This is a genomic window from Kitasatospora sp. NPDC001159 (assembly GCF_053598235.1).
Genome location: NZ_JBSFJV010000005.1, coordinates 78,089 through 93,837 on the forward strand (window position 1 = coordinate 78,089; position 15,749 = coordinate 93,837).

At 70.2% G+C, this 15,749-nt stretch carries 14 protein-coding genes and 1 tRNA gene; 2 read left to right on the forward strand and 13 right to left on the reverse strand.

The window, feature by feature from the left end; genetic code table 11:
- Positions 1-15: 15 nt before the first annotated feature.
- The 7 genes from ACWC9T_RS04550 to ACWC9T_RS04580 form a co-directional block, all read right to left on the reverse strand.
- A complete protein-coding gene (locus ACWC9T_RS04550) occupies positions 16-951 on the reverse strand; it encodes an AraC family transcriptional regulator (RefSeq protein ID WP_449819566.1) in 936 nt (311 codons plus the stop codon).
- Positions 952-983: 32 nt separating this feature from the next.
- Positions 984-1,910, reverse strand: coding sequence for an NADP-dependent oxidoreductase (locus ACWC9T_RS04555; RefSeq protein ID WP_449819567.1), 927 nt, complete (start codon positions 1,908-1,910; stop codon positions 984-986).
- 138 nt (positions 1,911-2,048) lie between these two features.
- Positions 2,049-2,213 carry a hypothetical protein gene (locus ACWC9T_RS04560; protein WP_449819568.1) on the reverse strand — a complete coding sequence of 55 codons (165 nt, stop codon included), beginning with the start codon at positions 2,211-2,213 and terminating at the stop codon, positions 2,049-2,051.
- A gap of 74 nt (positions 2,214-2,287) precedes the next feature.
- Positions 2,288-4,123, reverse strand: coding sequence for a bifunctional metallophosphatase/5'-nucleotidase (locus ACWC9T_RS04565; protein ID WP_449819569.1), 1,836 nt, complete (start codon positions 4,121-4,123; stop codon positions 2,288-2,290).
- A gap of 264 nt (positions 4,124-4,387) precedes the next feature.
- A complete protein-coding gene (locus tag ACWC9T_RS04570; protein WP_449819570.1) occupies positions 4,388-4,873 on the reverse strand; it encodes a hypothetical protein in 486 nt (161 codons plus the stop codon).
- Positions 4,860-6,512 carry an extracellular solute-binding protein gene (locus ACWC9T_RS04575; protein ID WP_449819571.1) on the reverse strand — a complete coding sequence of 551 codons (1,653 nt, stop codon included), beginning with the start codon at positions 6,510-6,512 and terminating at the stop codon, positions 4,860-4,862. Before ACWC9T_RS04575 ends, ACWC9T_RS04570 begins: the two co-directional genes overlap by 14 nt.
- Positions 6,509-7,603, reverse strand: coding sequence for a substrate-binding domain-containing protein (locus tag ACWC9T_RS04580; protein ID WP_449819572.1), 1,095 nt, complete (start codon positions 7,601-7,603; stop codon positions 6,509-6,511). The genes ACWC9T_RS04575 and ACWC9T_RS04580 overlap by 4 nt, the downstream gene beginning before the upstream one ends.
- A gap of 280 nt (positions 7,604-7,883) precedes the next feature.
- Between ACWC9T_RS04580 and pyk the strand changes: the two genes are divergently transcribed.
- Positions 7,884-9,314 (forward strand): pyruvate kinase, encoded by a 1,431-nt coding sequence (gene pyk, locus ACWC9T_RS04585; protein WP_449819573.1) that lies wholly within the window; start codon positions 7,884-7,886, stop codon positions 9,312-9,314.
- Positions 9,315-9,504: 190 nt separating this feature from the next.
- Here the strand turns inward: pyk and ACWC9T_RS04590 are convergent, their stop codons facing one another.
- Both ACWC9T_RS04590 and ACWC9T_RS04595 read right to left on the reverse strand, forming a co-directional pair.
- The gene (locus ACWC9T_RS04590; RefSeq protein WP_449819574.1) at positions 9,505-10,293 is read right to left on the reverse strand and encodes a helix-turn-helix domain-containing protein; all 789 of its coding nucleotides are present in this window, start codon (positions 10,291-10,293) and stop codon (positions 9,505-9,507) included.
- A gap of 101 nt (positions 10,294-10,394) precedes the next feature.
- Positions 10,395-10,480, reverse strand: a tRNA-Leu gene (locus ACWC9T_RS04595).
- Between the two features lie 94 nt (positions 10,481-10,574).
- Here ACWC9T_RS04595 and ACWC9T_RS04600 point away from each other — a divergent pair.
- Positions 10,575-11,231 carry an ANTAR domain-containing response regulator gene (locus tag ACWC9T_RS04600; protein ID WP_449819575.1) on the forward strand — a complete coding sequence of 219 codons (657 nt, stop codon included), beginning with the start codon at positions 10,575-10,577 and terminating at the stop codon, positions 11,229-11,231.
- A gap of 60 nt (positions 11,232-11,291) precedes the next feature.
- On the opposite strand, the gene ACWC9T_RS04605 is transcribed toward ACWC9T_RS04600, so the two are convergent.
- Genes ACWC9T_RS04605 through ACWC9T_RS04620 form a run of 4 tightly spaced genes read right to left on the reverse strand, consistent with a single transcriptional unit; the run spans position 11,292 to position 15,731 of the window.
- Positions 11,292-12,008 carry an ABC transporter ATP-binding protein gene (locus ACWC9T_RS04605; RefSeq protein WP_449819576.1) on the reverse strand — a complete coding sequence of 239 codons (717 nt, stop codon included), beginning with the start codon at positions 12,006-12,008 and terminating at the stop codon, positions 11,292-11,294.
- Positions 12,005-12,856, reverse strand: a complete 852-nt coding sequence (locus tag ACWC9T_RS04610) for an ABC transporter ATP-binding protein (RefSeq protein WP_449819644.1) — start codon at positions 12,854-12,856, stop codon at positions 12,005-12,007. The genes ACWC9T_RS04605 and ACWC9T_RS04610 overlap by 4 nt, the downstream gene beginning before the upstream one ends.
- Before the next feature lie 8 nt (positions 12,857-12,864).
- Entirely contained in the window at positions 12,865-14,796 is a 1,932-nt protein-coding gene (locus tag ACWC9T_RS04615) for a branched-chain amino acid ABC transporter permease (RefSeq protein WP_449819645.1), read from the reverse strand.
- A 5-nt stretch (positions 14,797-14,801) separates the two neighbouring features.
- The gene (locus ACWC9T_RS04620; RefSeq protein ID WP_396253515.1) at positions 14,802-15,731 is read right to left on the reverse strand and encodes a branched-chain amino acid ABC transporter permease; all 930 of its coding nucleotides are present in this window, start codon (positions 15,729-15,731) and stop codon (positions 14,802-14,804) included.
- Positions 15,732-15,749: the final 18 nt, after the last annotated feature.

Sequence of the window (15,749 nt, forward strand, 5' to 3'; positions counted from 1 at the left end):
CCCAACGCCGGGAGGTCACGCGGCGCGGGCCTCCCGGCGGTAGCCGCCGGGAGCCTGGCCGAACTCCCGCTTGAAGGCCTTCGCGAAGGCGTACTCCGAGCCGTACCCGGCCTGCGCGGCCACCGCCGTCAGCGGCGCCTCCGACTCGCGCAGCAGCCGGGCGGCGGTGGTCATCCGCCAGCGGGTCAGGTACGCCATCGGCGGCTCGCCCACCATCGAGGTGAAGCGGCGGGCGAACGCGGCCCGGGACAGGCCCGCCCGGTCCGCGAGGGACTCCACCGTCCAGGGGACGGCCGGGGCCTCGTGGATCGCCGTCAGTGCGGGCGCGACGGCGGCGTCCCGCAGCGCCGCGGCCCAGCCGGCGGCGGTCGCGGCGGGCTGGTCCTCGAACCAGGCCCGCAGGATGTACAGCAGCAGCGAGTCGATCAGCGCCGGGACGATCCCGGTCGAACCGATCCGCGGGTTCTCCAGCTCGGCACCCAACAGCTGGACCGCGGCGGCCAGTTCGGGGTGGCGGCCGTGCCAGGTCGGCAGGTGGATCAGGGCCGGCAGCTGGCGCACCATCGGGTGCGGGCGGCCCTGGTCCAGGTGGTAGTTGCCGCACAGCAGGCTGGTCCGGGCGCCGTCGCCGCCCAAGGACAGGGTGCCGATCGGCGAACCGCCCTCGACCCGGCAGGTCTCGGCGTCCACCGGCGGGGTGTCCGGGTGGTCGGCCAGGACGTGGCCGCGGCCGTCCCGCAGGAACACCACGTCCCCGGGGCTGAGCGGGACGGGCTCCCCGCCGACGGCCGGGTCCACCGGGACCAGCCAGCAGGTGCCGTACAGCACCACGTGGAAGCCGGCCCCGACCACCGGGGGCAGGCGCAGGGCCCAGGGCGCCCGGCCGTCGGTGCGCACGGACGCGGGGTGCGCCGTGCGCATCGAGCCCAGTGCCTCGGTCAGGATGTCCATCGTCCGCCCCCGGGGTTCTCGTCACTCAACGGTCAGTCCGTGGTGAGGACGACCTTGCCCTGGACGGTACCGGAGGCGACCAGCTCGTGGGCCTTCGAGGCCTCCGCGAGCGGGAACGCCCGGGCGATGTGTGGGCGGATCCGGCCCTCGTCGACCAGGGCGGCGATCGCCTCCAGCGAGGCGTAGTCGGGCTCCACGAAGATGCCGGCGAACCGGCGGCCTGCGGCCTCGATCGCGGCGGCGAGCTCGCGGTCCCAGTGCTCCATGATGCTGACCAGGGTGCCGCCCGGCTTGAGCACCTTCAGGGCGCGGGTGTTCTCGGAGGAGGAGTCGAAGACGACGTCGACGTCCTGGACCGCCTCGGTGTAGTCGGTGGTCCGGTAGTCGATCACCTCGTCGGCGCCGATCTCCTTGAGGAAGGCGTGCTTGGGCTCGCTGGCGAGGGCGATCACGTACGCGCCACGGGCCTTGGCGATCTGCACGGCGAGGTGGCCGACGCCGCCGGCCGCGCGGTGGATCAGCACCCGGTCGCCCTCGCCCACCTCCGCCGCGTCCACCAGGCCCTGCCAGGCGGTCAGCGCGGCCAGCGGCAGCGCGGCGGCCTGGGCGTGGTCCAGGGTGGCGGGCTTGCGGGCCAGCTGGCGGGACGGCACGGCCACGTACTCGGCGTAGGCGCCGGCCGAGCGCGGGAAGAACGGCATCCCGTACACCTCGTCGCCCACCCGGAACCGGCCGCCGGCCGGCGCCTCCTCGACCACGCCGGAGATGTCCCAGCCCACCGTGAACGGCGGCTCGCCCAGCAGCGGGAACGCCCCCGCGCGCACCGCCACGTCCACCGGGTTCACCCCGGCGGCCTTCACCCGCACCAGCACCTCGCCGCCCAGCGGCGTGGGGCGCTCCACCTCGGCCAGCTCCATGACCTCGGGGCCGCCGAACTCCTTCTGCACGATCGCGCGCATCGAACTCTCCCTCATCCGGTTCAACACCGGCCCTCCGTGGGGCCGTTCTCGACGTGCTCAACAGTAGGGAGATCGGAAGAGCGGATGAATATCCTCAAGTCTTCGCCGGATGTCCGATCGTCTCGCGGGGCGAGTGGATCAGGCTGAGTAGCGGACGAGGCGGTCGGTGACGAGCTCGAAGTCGAAGGGGGCGGGGATCGGCACGCGGTCGCCGAACTTGCCGTGCCACTGCTGGTGGTAGCCGCCGTCGGAGAGATCCGAGTAGAGGGTGATGTCGCCCTCGGGAATCTGGAACTCGCTCATGGCTCCATCCTTCCAACGAGAACGGCACGAAGGCCGTCCGCGCGGGGGCAGACGGCCTTCGTGGAAAGGAGCGATTAGAACACCGGCTGGCCGGCGCGGACCAGGCGCCAGGAGTTAGTGAAGAAGTCGGCGGGGTCGATGACGCCCTTGGCCTTGACCCAGGCGATCATCGTGTTGCGGATCTCGTCGGAGTTCGCCCAGACCGCCTTGGCGTTGGCGACGTGCGGGAAGTTGCCGCCGCCGTTGGCGCGGTAGTTGTTGACGGCGAGCACGAACTGCGCGGCCGGGTCGATCGGCTTGCCCTGGTAGCTGAGGTTGACGATCCGCTGGCCCTTGGGCTGCGCGATGTCGATGTCGTAGCTCAGGCCGTAGATCGAGTCGTAGTTGTAGTCCGGGGTGGTCTCGGCGCCGGTCATGGCGTCCTTGTCGACCGGGGCGCCCGGGGCGAGCTGGTAGTAGAACTTCGCCGAGAACTCCAGGTAGTCCTTGAGCTGGGCGCCCGTCAGGATGCGGGCCTCCAGGGTGTTCTCGTAGATGTACAGGCCCGCGGCGTCGCGCAGCTTGACCTGGCCGGCCGGGATCAGCGCGGTCCGGTTGAACGGGGCGGCCTGGGCCAGGACCGGGAGGTTGGCGTACTGCCCGCCCGCCAACGCGGCCTTCACGGCGTCGGCCTGGACCTTGCCGATCAGGTCGATGATCGGGGTGGCCTTGAACCGGGCCTCGGCGATCGACAGCTCGATCTTGCTGGTGCCGATGTTCTGGTTGACGTACGCCACGACCTTCTTGTGCTGGTCGACGATGGCGTTGGAGATCTCCGGGTTCTCCGGCACGGTGTTGGAGTTCAGCACCCGGGCGGAGACCGAGGCGACCTTCCAGTGGCCGTCGACGAACTCGACCTCGAAGTCGAAGCAGCTCAGTCGCTGGCCCCAGCACAGCGGCTCGGAGAGCACGACGGTCTTGCCGGTCTTCTTGTTGACGATGAGGCGCTGCGCGACCTCCTTGTGGGTGTGACCCACCAGCACCGCGTCGATGTCCGGGACCGTCTCGGCCATCTCGCCGGAGGCGTCCTCGGGCCAGGGCAGCTGGTCGCCGTAGGTGGTCGGCTCGTCGATGCCGGAGTGGGCGGAGACGACGATGACGTCCGCGCCGGCCGCCTTCATCCGGGGCACGTACTTGGCGGCGGTCTCCACGATGCCCGGGAAGACCATCTTGCCGCTGACGTTGGCCTTGTCCCAGATCGCGATGCCCGGGTTGGTCAGGCCGAGGATGCCGACCTTCAGCGGGGTGTCCTCGTCCAGCCACACCTCCTTGATCACGTACGGCTTGAAGGCCGGCTTCTCGTTCTTCGCGTGCAGCGCGTTGGCGCCCAGCAGCGGGAACTCCAGCTGGTCCTCGAAGGCCTTCACGGTCGGGATGCCGTAGTTGAACTCGTGGTTGCCGAGCGCGGCGGCGTCGTAGCCCATGAGGTTCATGGCGACGGCCATCGGGTGGTCCGGCACGTTGTCGCCGTCGGTGGCGATCGGCTCGATCCGGGCGTAGTAGTAGGTCAGCTGGGTGCCCTGGATGATGTCACCCGAGTCGATCAGCAGGCAGCGGTCCCAGCCCTTCTCCTCGCGCACCTGGTTGGCCAGGGTGGAGATCTTGGCGAGGCCGACCGCGTTGTGGGCCTTGTCGACGTACTCGGCGTCGGTGAAGTAGTCCCAGTTGAGCACCCGGCCGTGCAGGTCGGTGGTGCCCATGACGGTGAAGGCCTGGCGGCGGGGCTGGTGCTTGTTGCCCTTGGCGGCCGCCGTGTCCGGCTCGGCGGCCGCGGCGGCGGGGGCGGCGGCGACGACGGCTCCGCCGGCCAGGGCGGCGCCGGCGGCGGTGGCTGCGGACCGGGTGACGAAGTCACGGCGGTTCAGGGACATGAACGACTCTCCCGAGTGGGGACGACGGCGATGGGCCGTCAACTTTGGTTACGTGCGACGTGCGTGGCGCGCGTGCGCGGATGCGGTGGACGCGCGTAGAGGAACGCGCGTAGAAGTCTGCCGTGCGGGCCGGGCCGCTGGATAGCCCTTCGACGTTTCCAACAGGTGAGATCTTGGCGACTCGTTCGTGACCGAGGTGGGCGGAGAAGGGGGCGGTATCGGGGCGGGATGGTCGATTTCCGGCCAACCGAACCCGGCTCGGTCTCAGTCGAGTTCGGACGAGAGCTGCTTGACCTCGCGCGCGAGCTCCGCCGCCGGGTCCGGCGCATCCGGGCCCGCCCAGGGCAGCCAGGTGCGCGCCCGCAGGTAGCCGTCCACCGCGACCGGCAGACGGTGCCGGACGATCCGCTCCGCCACCGGGCCGGGGCCGGCCCCGCGCAGCGCGGCCAGCAGGGCGTCCACCCCGGCGGAGGCGGGCAGCGGGACCGCGTCCAGGTAGGCGGCGAGCGACTCCAGTTCGGGCCTCGGCGGCGGCGGGGGTGGCGGCGGCGGGGGCGGCGGGTCCGACGGGCCCGGGGTCAGCAGCGCGCCGACCCCGTACAGCCCGGCCACCACGCCCGGCCACCACGCCCCGCCCAGCCCGGCGAAGTGCAGTCCCAGGCCGACGGCCCCGCCCGCGCAGCCGACCAGGTTCCGGGTCGACTCCAGGTAGCGCAGCGCCTGCCGGCCGAACCCGTCACTGGTAGCCACGGATCTCCTCGAACACCCCGTCCAGCGAGCCGCCGCCGTCGAACAGCTTGCCGCCGCTGATGTCCGCGACCCCCTGCAGCTGGCCGACCGCCGCCTCGCCGAACTTGATCGGGAACACCGGGATCGACTTCTCCGCGGCCGGCAGCCCGTCGTGGAAGCGACTGAAGTCGCCGTCCGTGGCGCCCTCGTTGCTCTCCCCGTCGGTCATCAGCACGATCGAGGTGAACCGGTCGTCGTTCGCCGCTTTCTGCTGACGCTCGATCACCCGGTACGCCTCCTCCAGCGAGTCGTACAGCGCGGTACCGCCCGACGCCGACAGCGACTGCACGTCCGCGTTGATCGACGCCAGCTCCGCCTGCGGGCCCGGCTGGCCGCCCGAGGCCGGGACGGCGTGCGTCTTGGCCCACTTCACGCTGGAGGCGAAGGAGATCAGTGTCACCTCCTCGCGGTCCCGGAAGCGGCGCACCCCGCGGGTGTCGTCCGTGCCGGTCAGCCGGCTCAGCGCCGCCTTCAGCGAGGTCAGCCGGGGTCCCTCCATCGAACCCGAGGTGTCCAGCACGTACACCGTCCGCGACGGGCGGCGCAGCTCGTTCTGGTACGAGGCCAGCAGGCCGTCCGCGACCGCCCGGGTGCCGGGGAACGGCAGCTCGCGACGGCGGTCTGCGGGCAGCCCGGCCGCCGGGGCGGTGCCCGCCGTCACCGGGCGGCGCAGCGTCACCTCGGAGATGCGCTGCTGCACCTCCGGCTTCAGCAGGTAGGAGGTCAGCTTCTGGAAGGAATCGCGCTCGCTCTGCGCGGCCGAGGACAGCAGCGACAGCGGGTAGTCCGCCGAGACCACGCCGTCCTGCGGGCGCACCACGGTGAGCCGCTGCTCGGGCGGCAGCGTCTTGTTCAGCGACAGCAGCACCGACTCGTAGTTGACCAGCGCGCCGACCTTGCCGGGCTCGGCCTTGGTGTACGCCTGCGCCAGCCAGCCGGAGGAGCCGGAGGTCAGTTTCTGGCCGGTGAAGAACTGCTTAAGCTGCGGGGTCGCCTTCTGCACGTCCTCCTCGGTGAGCGCCGCCCCCGCGCCGGAGAAGGCGGCCGCCACCGCGACCAGGGTGGAGAAGCCGGAGTTGGAACGCGAGGGGTCGGACATCCCGTACGACAGCTTCCCGGCCGCGGCCGCGTCGCCGATCTGTGCCCAGGTGACCTTCGAACCGTCGCCCCAGCCGAGGTCGTTCAGCACCGAGGAGCGCACGCCGACGGCCACCGGGGAGACCATCACCGGGGTCTCCGAGAGCACCTTGGACTTCCCGGTCGGGTCCAGGCGCAGGTACTGGTTGGACGGGAACCAGACGGCGTCGTACTTGCCGTCCGCCCGGCCCGAGGAGACCGCGTCCGCGCCGTCCAGGGTGCCGGTCCAGGCGAACTGCACCGTCACCCCGGTGGCCTTCCTGGCCTCGTCCAGGACCGGGGTCAGGTCCTGCAGTTCACTGCCCGCCAGGATGCGCAGCACCCCGGGGCGGGCGGTCCCGTTGGGCGTGGGGCTGGGGTTCGGGTCGGGCTCGGGGCTGGAGGAGGTGCAGGCGGAGGCCGCCGCGAGCACGGCCGCCAGCGCCGCCGCGGCCCAACCGCGGTGCTTCATCCGGACGTTCACTTCGCACTCCCCTTCGCCGCGGCGGTCAGCTTGAGCAGGTTGTCCAGGGACGGCACGGGCGACTGCTTCACCTTCGCCGCGTTCAGGTCCTGGGCGAAGACCGGCTGCCTGATGTCCTTCACCCGATCCGCGAAGGCGCCGCTACTGGCCTGCGGGCGGAAGCCGAACCTCACCTCCAGGGCGCGCAGCACCTCGTCGTTCTGGAGCAGGCCGGCCAGCTTCCGCCCGCTCTCGGTGCGGGCGATGACGGTGTGGTCGGAGTAGGCCGTGGTGTCCGGGTACATCACCACCATGTCCCCGGTCGGCTGGCCCTGGAGCGCCATCGCGGCGACCTGGGACTCGTAGCCGAAGATCAGCGGATTGCCGACACCCGCGAGGAAGTCCCGGAACGGCTCGTCGCTGCTGCTCTTCTGGCCGCCCTGCAGCGCGGTCGCCTGGTGCAGGACGGGCCGGGCGGCGTCGACGCCCGCGTCGTCGGAGACCACCAGGTTGTTGTTCAGGACGAACGACAGCAGCGCGACGTACAGCGCACCCGAGGAGGAGCTCTCCGGGTCGGTGGTGGTGACGAAGATCGGGCCGGAGAGCTCGCCGTGGCCCTCGGTCTTCGCCAGGTCCTGCCACTTGCGGTTCGCCTTCAGGTCGTTGACGTACTCGTCCATCTTGAACGTCCAGACGCCCAGATCGTCCTGGGCGGCCAGCTTGTTCTCCTGGAGGATCTGCGCCACCGGCGCGTGCGCCACCACCACCAGCGGCGAGTAGAACGGCACCAGCGGGGAGTCCTGCTGCCCCCAGTTGCGCTGGATCTCGCGGGCCGGCGCGGTGCTCGCCGGGAACGCGAAGTCCAGCCCGGAGCTGTTCCTCGCCTGCTCGCTCATCGTCCAGGAGCCGGTCGAGTCGGTGTGCACTTCCAGGCCCTGCTTGGCCAACTCGGCCTTCACCTCCGGGCTTTCGAAGAAGGCGCGCTTCTCCGAACCGATCAGCCCGGTCACCGTGACCAGCTTCTTCGGGTCCGTCCCGTCGTCCGGGATCAGTGCGTACGTCACCCCGCCCAGCAGCACCAAGGCCGCGAGCACCCCCAGAGCGCGTCTCATGCCGAGCGCCTCCCCCTCGTCCGCTCCGTCGTCCGGGTGGTCACCCGGGGGTGACGAGCGTCCCGCCGGGCGGGGAGCGCGGACGGAAGGGACGGTGAACCAGGGGTGAACACCGTTTCACGGAATCGCATCGGCGGAGGACCCGGAGGGGGTGTCAGTACGGCCGTCGCACACCGGTCCGAGGACGTGTCAGTTTGTTCAACTCGCCTTACCCCAAAGGTCATCCAGCAGTCCGGACCCGCGTCGTGGTTACGCGCCGGTAATGCCTACCCTCAGCTGTATGCGCCGAGCAAAAATCGTCTGCACCCTCGGGCCCGCCGCCGACTCGTACGACCGGATCAAGTCCCTGGTCGACGCCGGGATGGACGTCGCCCGATTCAACCTCAGCCACGGCACCCACGCCGAACACGAGGAACGCTACCGCCGCGTCCGCAAGGCCGCCGACGAGACCGGCCGGAGCGTCGGCGTCCTCGTCGACCTTCAAGGCCCGAAGATCCGGCTCGACACCTTCGCCCAAGGGCCGGTACTCCTCGAACGCGGCGACGAGTTCACCATCTCCACCGACAAGGGCGTCGTGGGGGACAAGGACAGCTGCGGCACCACCTACGCCGGCCTCGCCGGCGACGTCAGCCGGGGCGAACGCATCCTCGTCGACGACGGACGCGTCACCCTGGAGGTCGTCGCCGTCGACGGACCCCGGGTGCGATGCCTCGTCATCGAGGGCGGGCTCGTCTCCGACCACAAGGGCCTCAACCTCCCCGGCGTCGCCGTCTCCGTCCCCGCACTCAGCGACAAGGACGTCGCCGACCTGCGATGGGCGCTGCGCACCGGGGCCGACCTGATCGCGCTCTCCTTCGTGCGGAGCGGACGCGACATCGAGGACGTGCACCGGGTGATGGCCGAGGAGGGACGGCACGTCCCGGTCATCGCCAAGATCGAGAAGCCGCAGGCGGTCGAGAACCTGGACTCCATCGTGGACGCCTTCGACGGCATCATGGTGGCCCGCGGGGACCTGGGCGTGGAGATGCCCCTCGAACAGGTCCCGCTCGTCCAGAAGCGCGCCATCAAGCTCGCCAGACGCAACGCCAAGCCGGTCATCGTCGCGACCCAGATGCTCGACTCGATGATCAACGCCTCCCGGCCCACCCGCGCCGAGGCCTCCGACGTCGCCAACGCCGTCCTGGACGGGACGGACGCCGTGATGCTCTCCGGGGAGACCTCGGTCGGCAAGTACCCGGTCGAGACGGTCAAGACCATGAGCCGGATCATCGAGGCCGCCGAGAACGACATCCTGGCCGCAGGGCTCCCCCCGCTGACCACCGGCAGCAAGCCGCGGACCCAGGGCGGCGCCGTCGCCCGCGCGGCCGCCGAGATCGGCGACTTCCTGCACGCGAGGTACCTGATCGCGTTCACCCAGTCCGGCGACACCGCCCGTCGGCTGACCCGCTACCGCTCGCCGATCCCGGTGCTCGCCTTCACCTACGAACCGGCCGTGCGGAGCCAACTCGCCCTCACCTGGGGCGTCGAGACCTTCCTCGGCCCGTTCGCCCCGACGACGGACCAGATGGTCGAACAGGTCGACGCGGCGCTGCTGTCGCTGGGCCGCTGCCAGAAGGGCGACATCGTCGTCATCACGGCAGGCTCCCCGCCCGGCCTCGCAGGCTCCACCAACCTCGTCCGCGTCCACCACGTGGGGACGCTGGACGTCTGACCGGGCCTCGGGCGGCATCCCTCGTGTGAGGGATGCCGCCCAACTGCTTGCCCGGGAGGGAATTGCCGAGATGAGCGACCACAGGCCCGCACTCTGGCGCGACCTCCGCGAGCAGGTCATGAACCGCCCCGGCGCAGGCGCGGCCTACGAGGAAGAGAAGTCCGAGAACACCTGAACCGCTGTGCTGCCGTTAGTACTTCGGGCCGATGTGGGCGTCCATGAGGGCCACGGAGTCCCTGCGGGCGATGGAGATATTGACCTGGCCGGTGGGACGGGGGATCGACGCCTTCCACTGGACGCCGACGGCGTCGAGGGCGGCGGTGAAGAGGCGCGTGATGTCGGTGGACGTGTTGGTAAAGAAGTAACGCGGGTACTCGTAGCGTCGGACAACACCATCGACGGTCTTCGTGGCCCAGTTGGTGATGCGGCAGCCGTCGGAGTGGATGAGGCCACGCAGGAACTCCCACGGGTGCGCATCGACGATCTCCTGCTGCCAGGGCTCCAGGGCTATGGCGCGCTCGTGCTTCTTGCCGGGGCCGTGCTGGGGGAAGTGGCAGGTCAGATGGTTCGAATAGACCTTGACGTCGTGGCATCCGGTGCGCCGCACCCGGCAAGGCTTGTTGTTGGGGAGGACCTGGCGCATGGCCTGTTCGACGGAATCCATGATGCCCGGCCACTTGTCATCGCAGGTGATCTGGAGGCTCTGGGTCCTGCGGTACTCGTTGGGCAGCAGGATGTGGCCGTCACCGAGGTACAGGCCAAGTAGGTAGGCGTAGGCGGGGCGGTTCAGCTCGTCGTCGTAGCAGTGCATACACGCGGAGCGCTTACGGCCGGGGAGCTCGTTGCGTTTGGCGAGGTCCTGGTGCTTCCACCAGGAGACCGTGCCCTGCGGGACGCGGAGGCGGCGGGCGACCTCGGCATTGCTGATGCCTCGACGGAGGAGACGGACAGCCTGTTCGCGCACGGAGAGAGTCGTCATGTGCGCCAGAGTGAGGCGAGTCAAGTCGGATGGTGGACGCTTTGGGTGTGGTCCACTAGATGAGGTGAATTCCCTGCAACCTGGGAATACAAGGAAGATTCTGGTGCCGGGTGCGGGATTCGAACCCGCAAGCCCTTTCGGGCAGATGTGTTTGAGACATCCGTGTATGCCGTTCCACCAACCCGGCGGGGCCAGTCCTGACAGAGCATACCGGCTGTGTGTGGTCGGCCGCTGCTAGGTACCCTCAATTACTGCAGTACCCCGCCGGAACTAGGAGCCCCGTGAGCACCGCCGACGAGCAGGCACAGCCGCTTGAGACCGATACGCCCCAGATCACCCGGATTGTGATTGCCGAGGACGAGGCGCTGATCCGCCTCGATCTGAAGGAGATGCTCGAAGAGGAGGGGTACACCGTCGTCGGCGAAGCGGGGGACGGGGCGACGGCGGTGCGGCTCGTGGAGGAACTGAAGCCGGATCTGGCGATCTTCGATGTGAAGATGCCGGTCCTGGACGGGCTCTCCGCGGCTGAACAGATCCACGAGAAGCACCTGGCTCCTGTTCTGATGCTGACCGCGTTCTCGCAGCGGGAGCTGGTGGACCGGGCCCGGGACGCGGGTGCGATGGCGTACATCGTGAAGCCGTTCTCGAAGTCGGACCTCGTTCCGGCCATTGAGATGGCGGTGTCGCGGTACACCGAGATGCGGGCGCTGGAGAAGGAGATCGGGGATCTCACCCAGCGGCTGGAGACCCGGAAGCTGGTGGACCAGGCGAAGGGCGTGCTGCAGACGAAGTTCGGGCTGACCGAGCCGGCCGCGTTCCGGTGGATCCAGAAGACCTCGATGGACCGGCGGATGACGATGGCGGCGGTGGCCGAGGCGGTCATCGAGGAGGGCGAGGCCCAGGACCGCAAGAAGGCGGAAGAGGGCAAGTCCGAGTAGGACGGATGGCGGAAGGGCCCGGCGGACTGCGTCTGCCGGGCCCTTCTGGCGTTGAGAGGGTCAGTCCTCGCCGAGGTAGGCCTTGCGGACCGACTCGTCGTGCAACAGGTCGGTGCCGGTGCCGGAGAGGACGATGCGGCCGGTCTCCATGACGTAGCCGCGGTCGGACAGCGACAGGGCGGCCTGGGCGTTCTGCTCGACCAGCAGGATGGTCGTGCCGCTCGCCTTGAGCTCGACGATGGTGGACATGATCTTCTGCATCATCAGCGGCGACAGCCCCATCGAGGGCTCGTCCAGCATCAGCAGCTTGGGCTGGGACATCAGCGCCCGGCCCATGGCGAGCATCTGCTGCTCACCGCCCGACAGCGTGCCGGCCGCCTGCTTGCGGCGCTCGCCGAGGATGGGGAAGAGCCCGTAGGCCCGTTCCACGTCGGCGGTGATGCCGGCCGTGTCGGTGCGCAGGAAGGCACCGAGGAGGAGGTTCTCCTCGATCGTCATCCGGGGGAAGATGTGCCGGCCCTCGGGGGAGTGGGCCAGGCCCAGGGCGACGATCTTGTGCGCGGGCACCGCACTCAGGTCCTGGCCGTCGAAGGTGATCCGGCCGGCGGTGGGCTTGAGCAGGCCGGAGAGGGTGCGCAGGGTGGTGGTCTTGCCGGCGCCGTTGGTGCCGATCAGGGTGGTGACCTCGCCCTGGTTGACGGTGAAGCTGATGCCCTTGACGGCCTCGATCTTGCCGTAGGCGACGCGGAGGTCCTCGACCTCGAGGAGTGCGGTCACTGGTCGGTCTCCGTAACGGTCTCCGGCGCGGCCGGGGTGGTGCCTTCGAGCGGGGCGCCGAGGTAGGCGGTGATGACGCGTTCGTCGTTCTGGACGGTCTCGCGGTCGCCTTCGACGATCTTCTGGCCCTGGACCAGGACGGCGGTCCGGTCGCAGAGGTTGAAGATGAAGCGCATGTCGTGCTCGATGACGAGGATCGAGATGCCCTTGTCGCGGATGGCGAAGACGAGTTCCTCGGCGGCCCGGGTCTCCTGCGGGTTCATGCCCGCGGTGGGCTCGTCGAGCAGGAGCAGCCCGGGGTCGGAGGCGAGGGCGCGGGCGATCTCCAGCTTGCGCTGCTCGCCGTAGGGGAGGTTGCGGGCGAGGTGGTCGGCCTTGTCGGCGAGGCCGGTGAAAGCGAGGAGTTCCATGGCCTTGGCGCGGCTCTCGGCTTCGGCGCGGTGGTAGCCGGGGCCGCGCAGGATGGCGGAGAAGATGCCTTCCTTGGTCCGGGTGTGGCGGCCGACGAGGACGTTCTCCAGGACGGTCATGTTGGCGAAGAGCCGGATGTTCTGGAAGGTGCGGGCGATGCCGGCCTGGGTGACCAGATGGGGCTTGGGCGGCAGCAGGGTGTCGCGGTAGCGGACGGTGCCCTCGGTGGGGACGTACAGGCCGGTGAGGCAGTTGAAGAAGGTGGTCTTGCCAGCGCCGTTGGGGCCGATCAGGCCGATGATCTCGCCCTCGCCGACGGTCAGGGAGACGTCGTTGACAGCGGTGAGGCCGCCGAAGCGCATGGTGACGCCGGTGACTTCGAGCAGGGGCTTGACGCCTTGGGGCGCCGCGTCCAGGGGAGCAGCAGCAGTGGTCATCGCGTGGGTCACGCCCCTGCCTTGGTGAGTGCGGTCGGCTCGCCGGTGGGCTGGGCCGGGATGGCGGCCTCGTGGAATTCCAGCTGCTGGCGCCGGTTGGGGATGAGGCCTTCGGGGCGCACGCGCATCAGGACGATGAGGGCGGCGCCGAAGGCGAGGAGCTGGTAGTCGGAGAGGAATTCGAGCTTCTTGGGGATGAGGAAGAGGAGGGTGGCGCCGGCCAGCGGGCCGCTGATGGTGCCCATGCCGCCGAGGATGACGGCGGCGAGCAGGAAGGCGGAGTTGGGTGGCAGGGCTTCGGCGAAGGTGTACTGGTCGGGGGTGACGGTGTAGCTGACGTGGGCCTGGACGGTGCCGGCCAGGCCGGCCAGGCAGGCGCCCATGGCGAAGGCGAGCAGCTTGAGGCGGAAGCCGTTGATGCCCATGGCCTCGGCGGCGGTCTCGTCCTCGCGGATGGCGACCCAGGCGCGGCCGATGCGGGAGTTGCCGACCCGGGCGAAGACCAGGACGACGAGGGCGGTGACGAGCAGCATCAGCAGGTAGTAGTTGGAGAATCGGCCGAGTTCGATGCCGGCGACGGTGTGGGTCTTGCCGAGGTCGAAGCCGAGGATCTCCAGGTCGGGGATGCGCGGGATGCCGTTGGAGCCGTTGGTGATCTTGGGGCCGGTGGTGCCGTTGAGGTTGAGCATGGTGATGCGGAAGATCTCGCCGAAGCCGAGGGTGACGATGGCGAGGTAGTCGCCGCGCAGCCGCAGGGTGGGGGCGCCGATCAGCACGCCGAAGATCATCGAGACGACGGCGCCGGTGAGCATCGCGGCCCAGAACGGGAACTGGACGTGGATGGGTGAGGCGGGGGAGCCGGAGACCAGGGCGGCGGCGTAGGCGCCGACGCCGAGGAAGGCGACGTACCCGAGGTCGAGCAGGCCGGCCAGGCCGACGACGATGTTGAGGCCGAGGGCGACGGTGGCGAAGATCAGGATGTTGGTGGCGACTGAGGTGTACTGGTCACTGCTCTGGGTGAAGGGGAAGCTGGCCGCGGCGGCGAAGGCGGCGCCGGTGGTGACCGGGCGGTGCTTGACGGTCAGGGCGCGCAGTCGGGCGAGCAGGCCGGACCTGCCGAGCGCGGCGACCACGAAGCCGGCCAGCAGCAGGTAGCCGGTGAAGAGTTCGCCGTACTCGGTGTCGATGCCGAAGGTGATCGCGTACAGGCCGAGTCCGAAGGCCAGCACGATGATCAGGACCTCGACCCAGGAGGGGAGTTGGCGCGGCGTGTCCAGCGGGCGGTCGATCTTGCCCAGGCGCAGCCGGCTGTTGGCGAGGTGGCCGAGCTGGAGCAGCAGGACGGCGCCGGTGGCGATGGCGAGGGCGCCGGACAGGGCGGTCATCACCGGGGCGACCGGCTGGTCGTCGGGGATGGCGTGGGCGGCGAACCAGCCGATCGGGGCGGCGGGGACGAGCAGGAAGAGCCGCTTGTCGAGGATTCGCAGCGGGACGTGGGTGCGGCGGTCGAGCGGGAGGCCGAGGGCGCCGAGGACGGTGGTCAGGCCGCCGGCGGCGAGGACCCAGCCGCCGGGTTCGAGGTTGGCCAGGCCGCCGAGTTCGACCGAGATGGCGGCGACGGAGTAGGCGGCGACGGCCAGGGCGCCGGTGGCGGCGTAGAGGACGGCGTTGTTGCTGCGGGCGGGGGCGGCCCAGCGCAGGCCGGGGGTGCCCTGGACGGCGAGGAGCAGCAGCAGGGTGAGGACGCCGGCGACGATCGCGAGCCACTGCAGGCCGGCGGGGGAGCCGAAGTAGGTGAGGTCGCCGGGGAAGTCGCTGGTCCAGGTCCAGGACATGGCGGCGGAGACGGCGGTGGCGAGGGCGCCGAGGCCGGTGAGGGCGACGGCGGCGCGGGTCGGCAGGGGGATGACCGGGGTGGTCTCGGTGCTGGTGGTGGTCATGGTGGTCACGCCCTGTCCGCGACGCGCTCGCCGAGCAGGCCTTGGGGCCGGACGAGGAGCACGAGGATGAGGAGTACGAAGGCCCAGACGTCCTTCCAGGCGCCGCCTCCGAAGAGGTCCATGCCGGGCAGGTGCTGGATGTAGCCGGTGGCGAGGGCCTCGGCGAGGCCGAGGGCGATGCCGCCGAGCATGGCGCCGTAGATGTTGCCGATGCCGCCGAGGACGGCGGCGGTGAAGGCCTTGAGGCCGAGGATGAAGCCCATGCGGAAGTCGACCTGGCCGCTGCGCAGTCCGTAGGCGACGGCCGCGACGGCGGCGAAGGCGGCGCCGATGGCGAAGGCCAGCACGATGATGCGGTCGGTGTCGATGCCCATCAGTTTGGCGGTGTCAGGGTCCTGGCTGGTGGCCTGCATGGCGCGGCCGGAGCGGGTGCGGGTGACGAACCAGCCGAGGGCGAGCATGCACAGCGGGGCGGCGATGATCAGGAAGAGGTCGCTGCGCTGGATGGTGACGGAGCCGAGGCTGAAGGGGTCGCCGGGGATCTTGGGGAAGACCCGGGCCTTCTTGGCGTCGGGGTAGAAGGAGAAGACGAGCTGCTGCAGGAAGATGGACAGCCCGATGGCGGTGATGAGCGGGGCGAGCCGGGGGGCGTTGCGCAGCGGCCGGTAGGCGAAGCGCTCGGCGGCGACGGCGGTGAGGGTGGAGACCAGGATGCCGGCGATCAGCATCAGCGGTAGGGCCAGCCACAGGGTGGTGCCGCCGGGGAGGGCGAGGTAGGCGGTCAGGGCGCCGAAGCCGCCGACCATGACGATCTCGCCGTGGGCGAAGTTGATGAGCTGGACGATGCCGTAGACCATCGTGTAGCCGATCGCGACGAGTCCGTAGAGGGCGCCGAGGATCAGGCCGTTGGCCAGCTGCTGCGGTAGGTCGTGCACCGCTGGGCCTCCGTAGTG

Bases quoted from the DNA above. Each gene is read 5' to 3' on its own strand.
- ACWC9T_RS04550 (WP_449819566.1), bottom strand. From the start codon at position 951: ATGGACATCCTGACCGAGGCACTGGGCTCGATGCGCACGGCGCACCCC.
- ACWC9T_RS04555 (WP_449819567.1), bottom strand. From the start codon at position 1,910: ATGCGCGCGATCGTGCAGAAGGAGTTCGGCGGCCCCGAGGTCATGGAG.
- ACWC9T_RS04560 (WP_449819568.1), bottom strand. From the start codon at position 2,213: ATGAGCGAGTTCCAGATTCCCGAGGGCGACATCACCCTCTACTCGGAT.
- ACWC9T_RS04565 (WP_449819569.1), bottom strand. From the start codon at position 4,123: ATGTCCCTGAACCGCCGTGACTTCGTCACCCGGTCCGCAGCCACCGCC.
- ACWC9T_RS04580 (WP_449819572.1), bottom strand. From the start codon at position 7,603: ATGAGACGCGCTCTGGGGGTGCTCGCGGCCTTGGTGCTGCTGGGCGGG.
- pyk (WP_449819573.1), top strand. From the start codon at position 7,884: ATGCGCCGAGCAAAAATCGTCTGCACCCTCGGGCCCGCCGCCGACTCG.
- ACWC9T_RS04590 (WP_449819574.1), bottom strand. From the start codon at position 10,293: ATGACGACTCTCTCCGTGCGCGAACAGGCTGTCCGTCTCCTCCGTCGA.
- ACWC9T_RS04610 (WP_449819644.1), bottom strand. From the start codon at position 12,856: ATGACCACTGCTGCTGCTCCCCTGGACGCGGCGCCCCAAGGCGTCAAG.
- ACWC9T_RS04615 (WP_449819645.1), bottom strand. From the start codon at position 14,796: ATGACCACCACCAGCACCGAGACCACCCCGGTCATCCCCCTGCCGACC.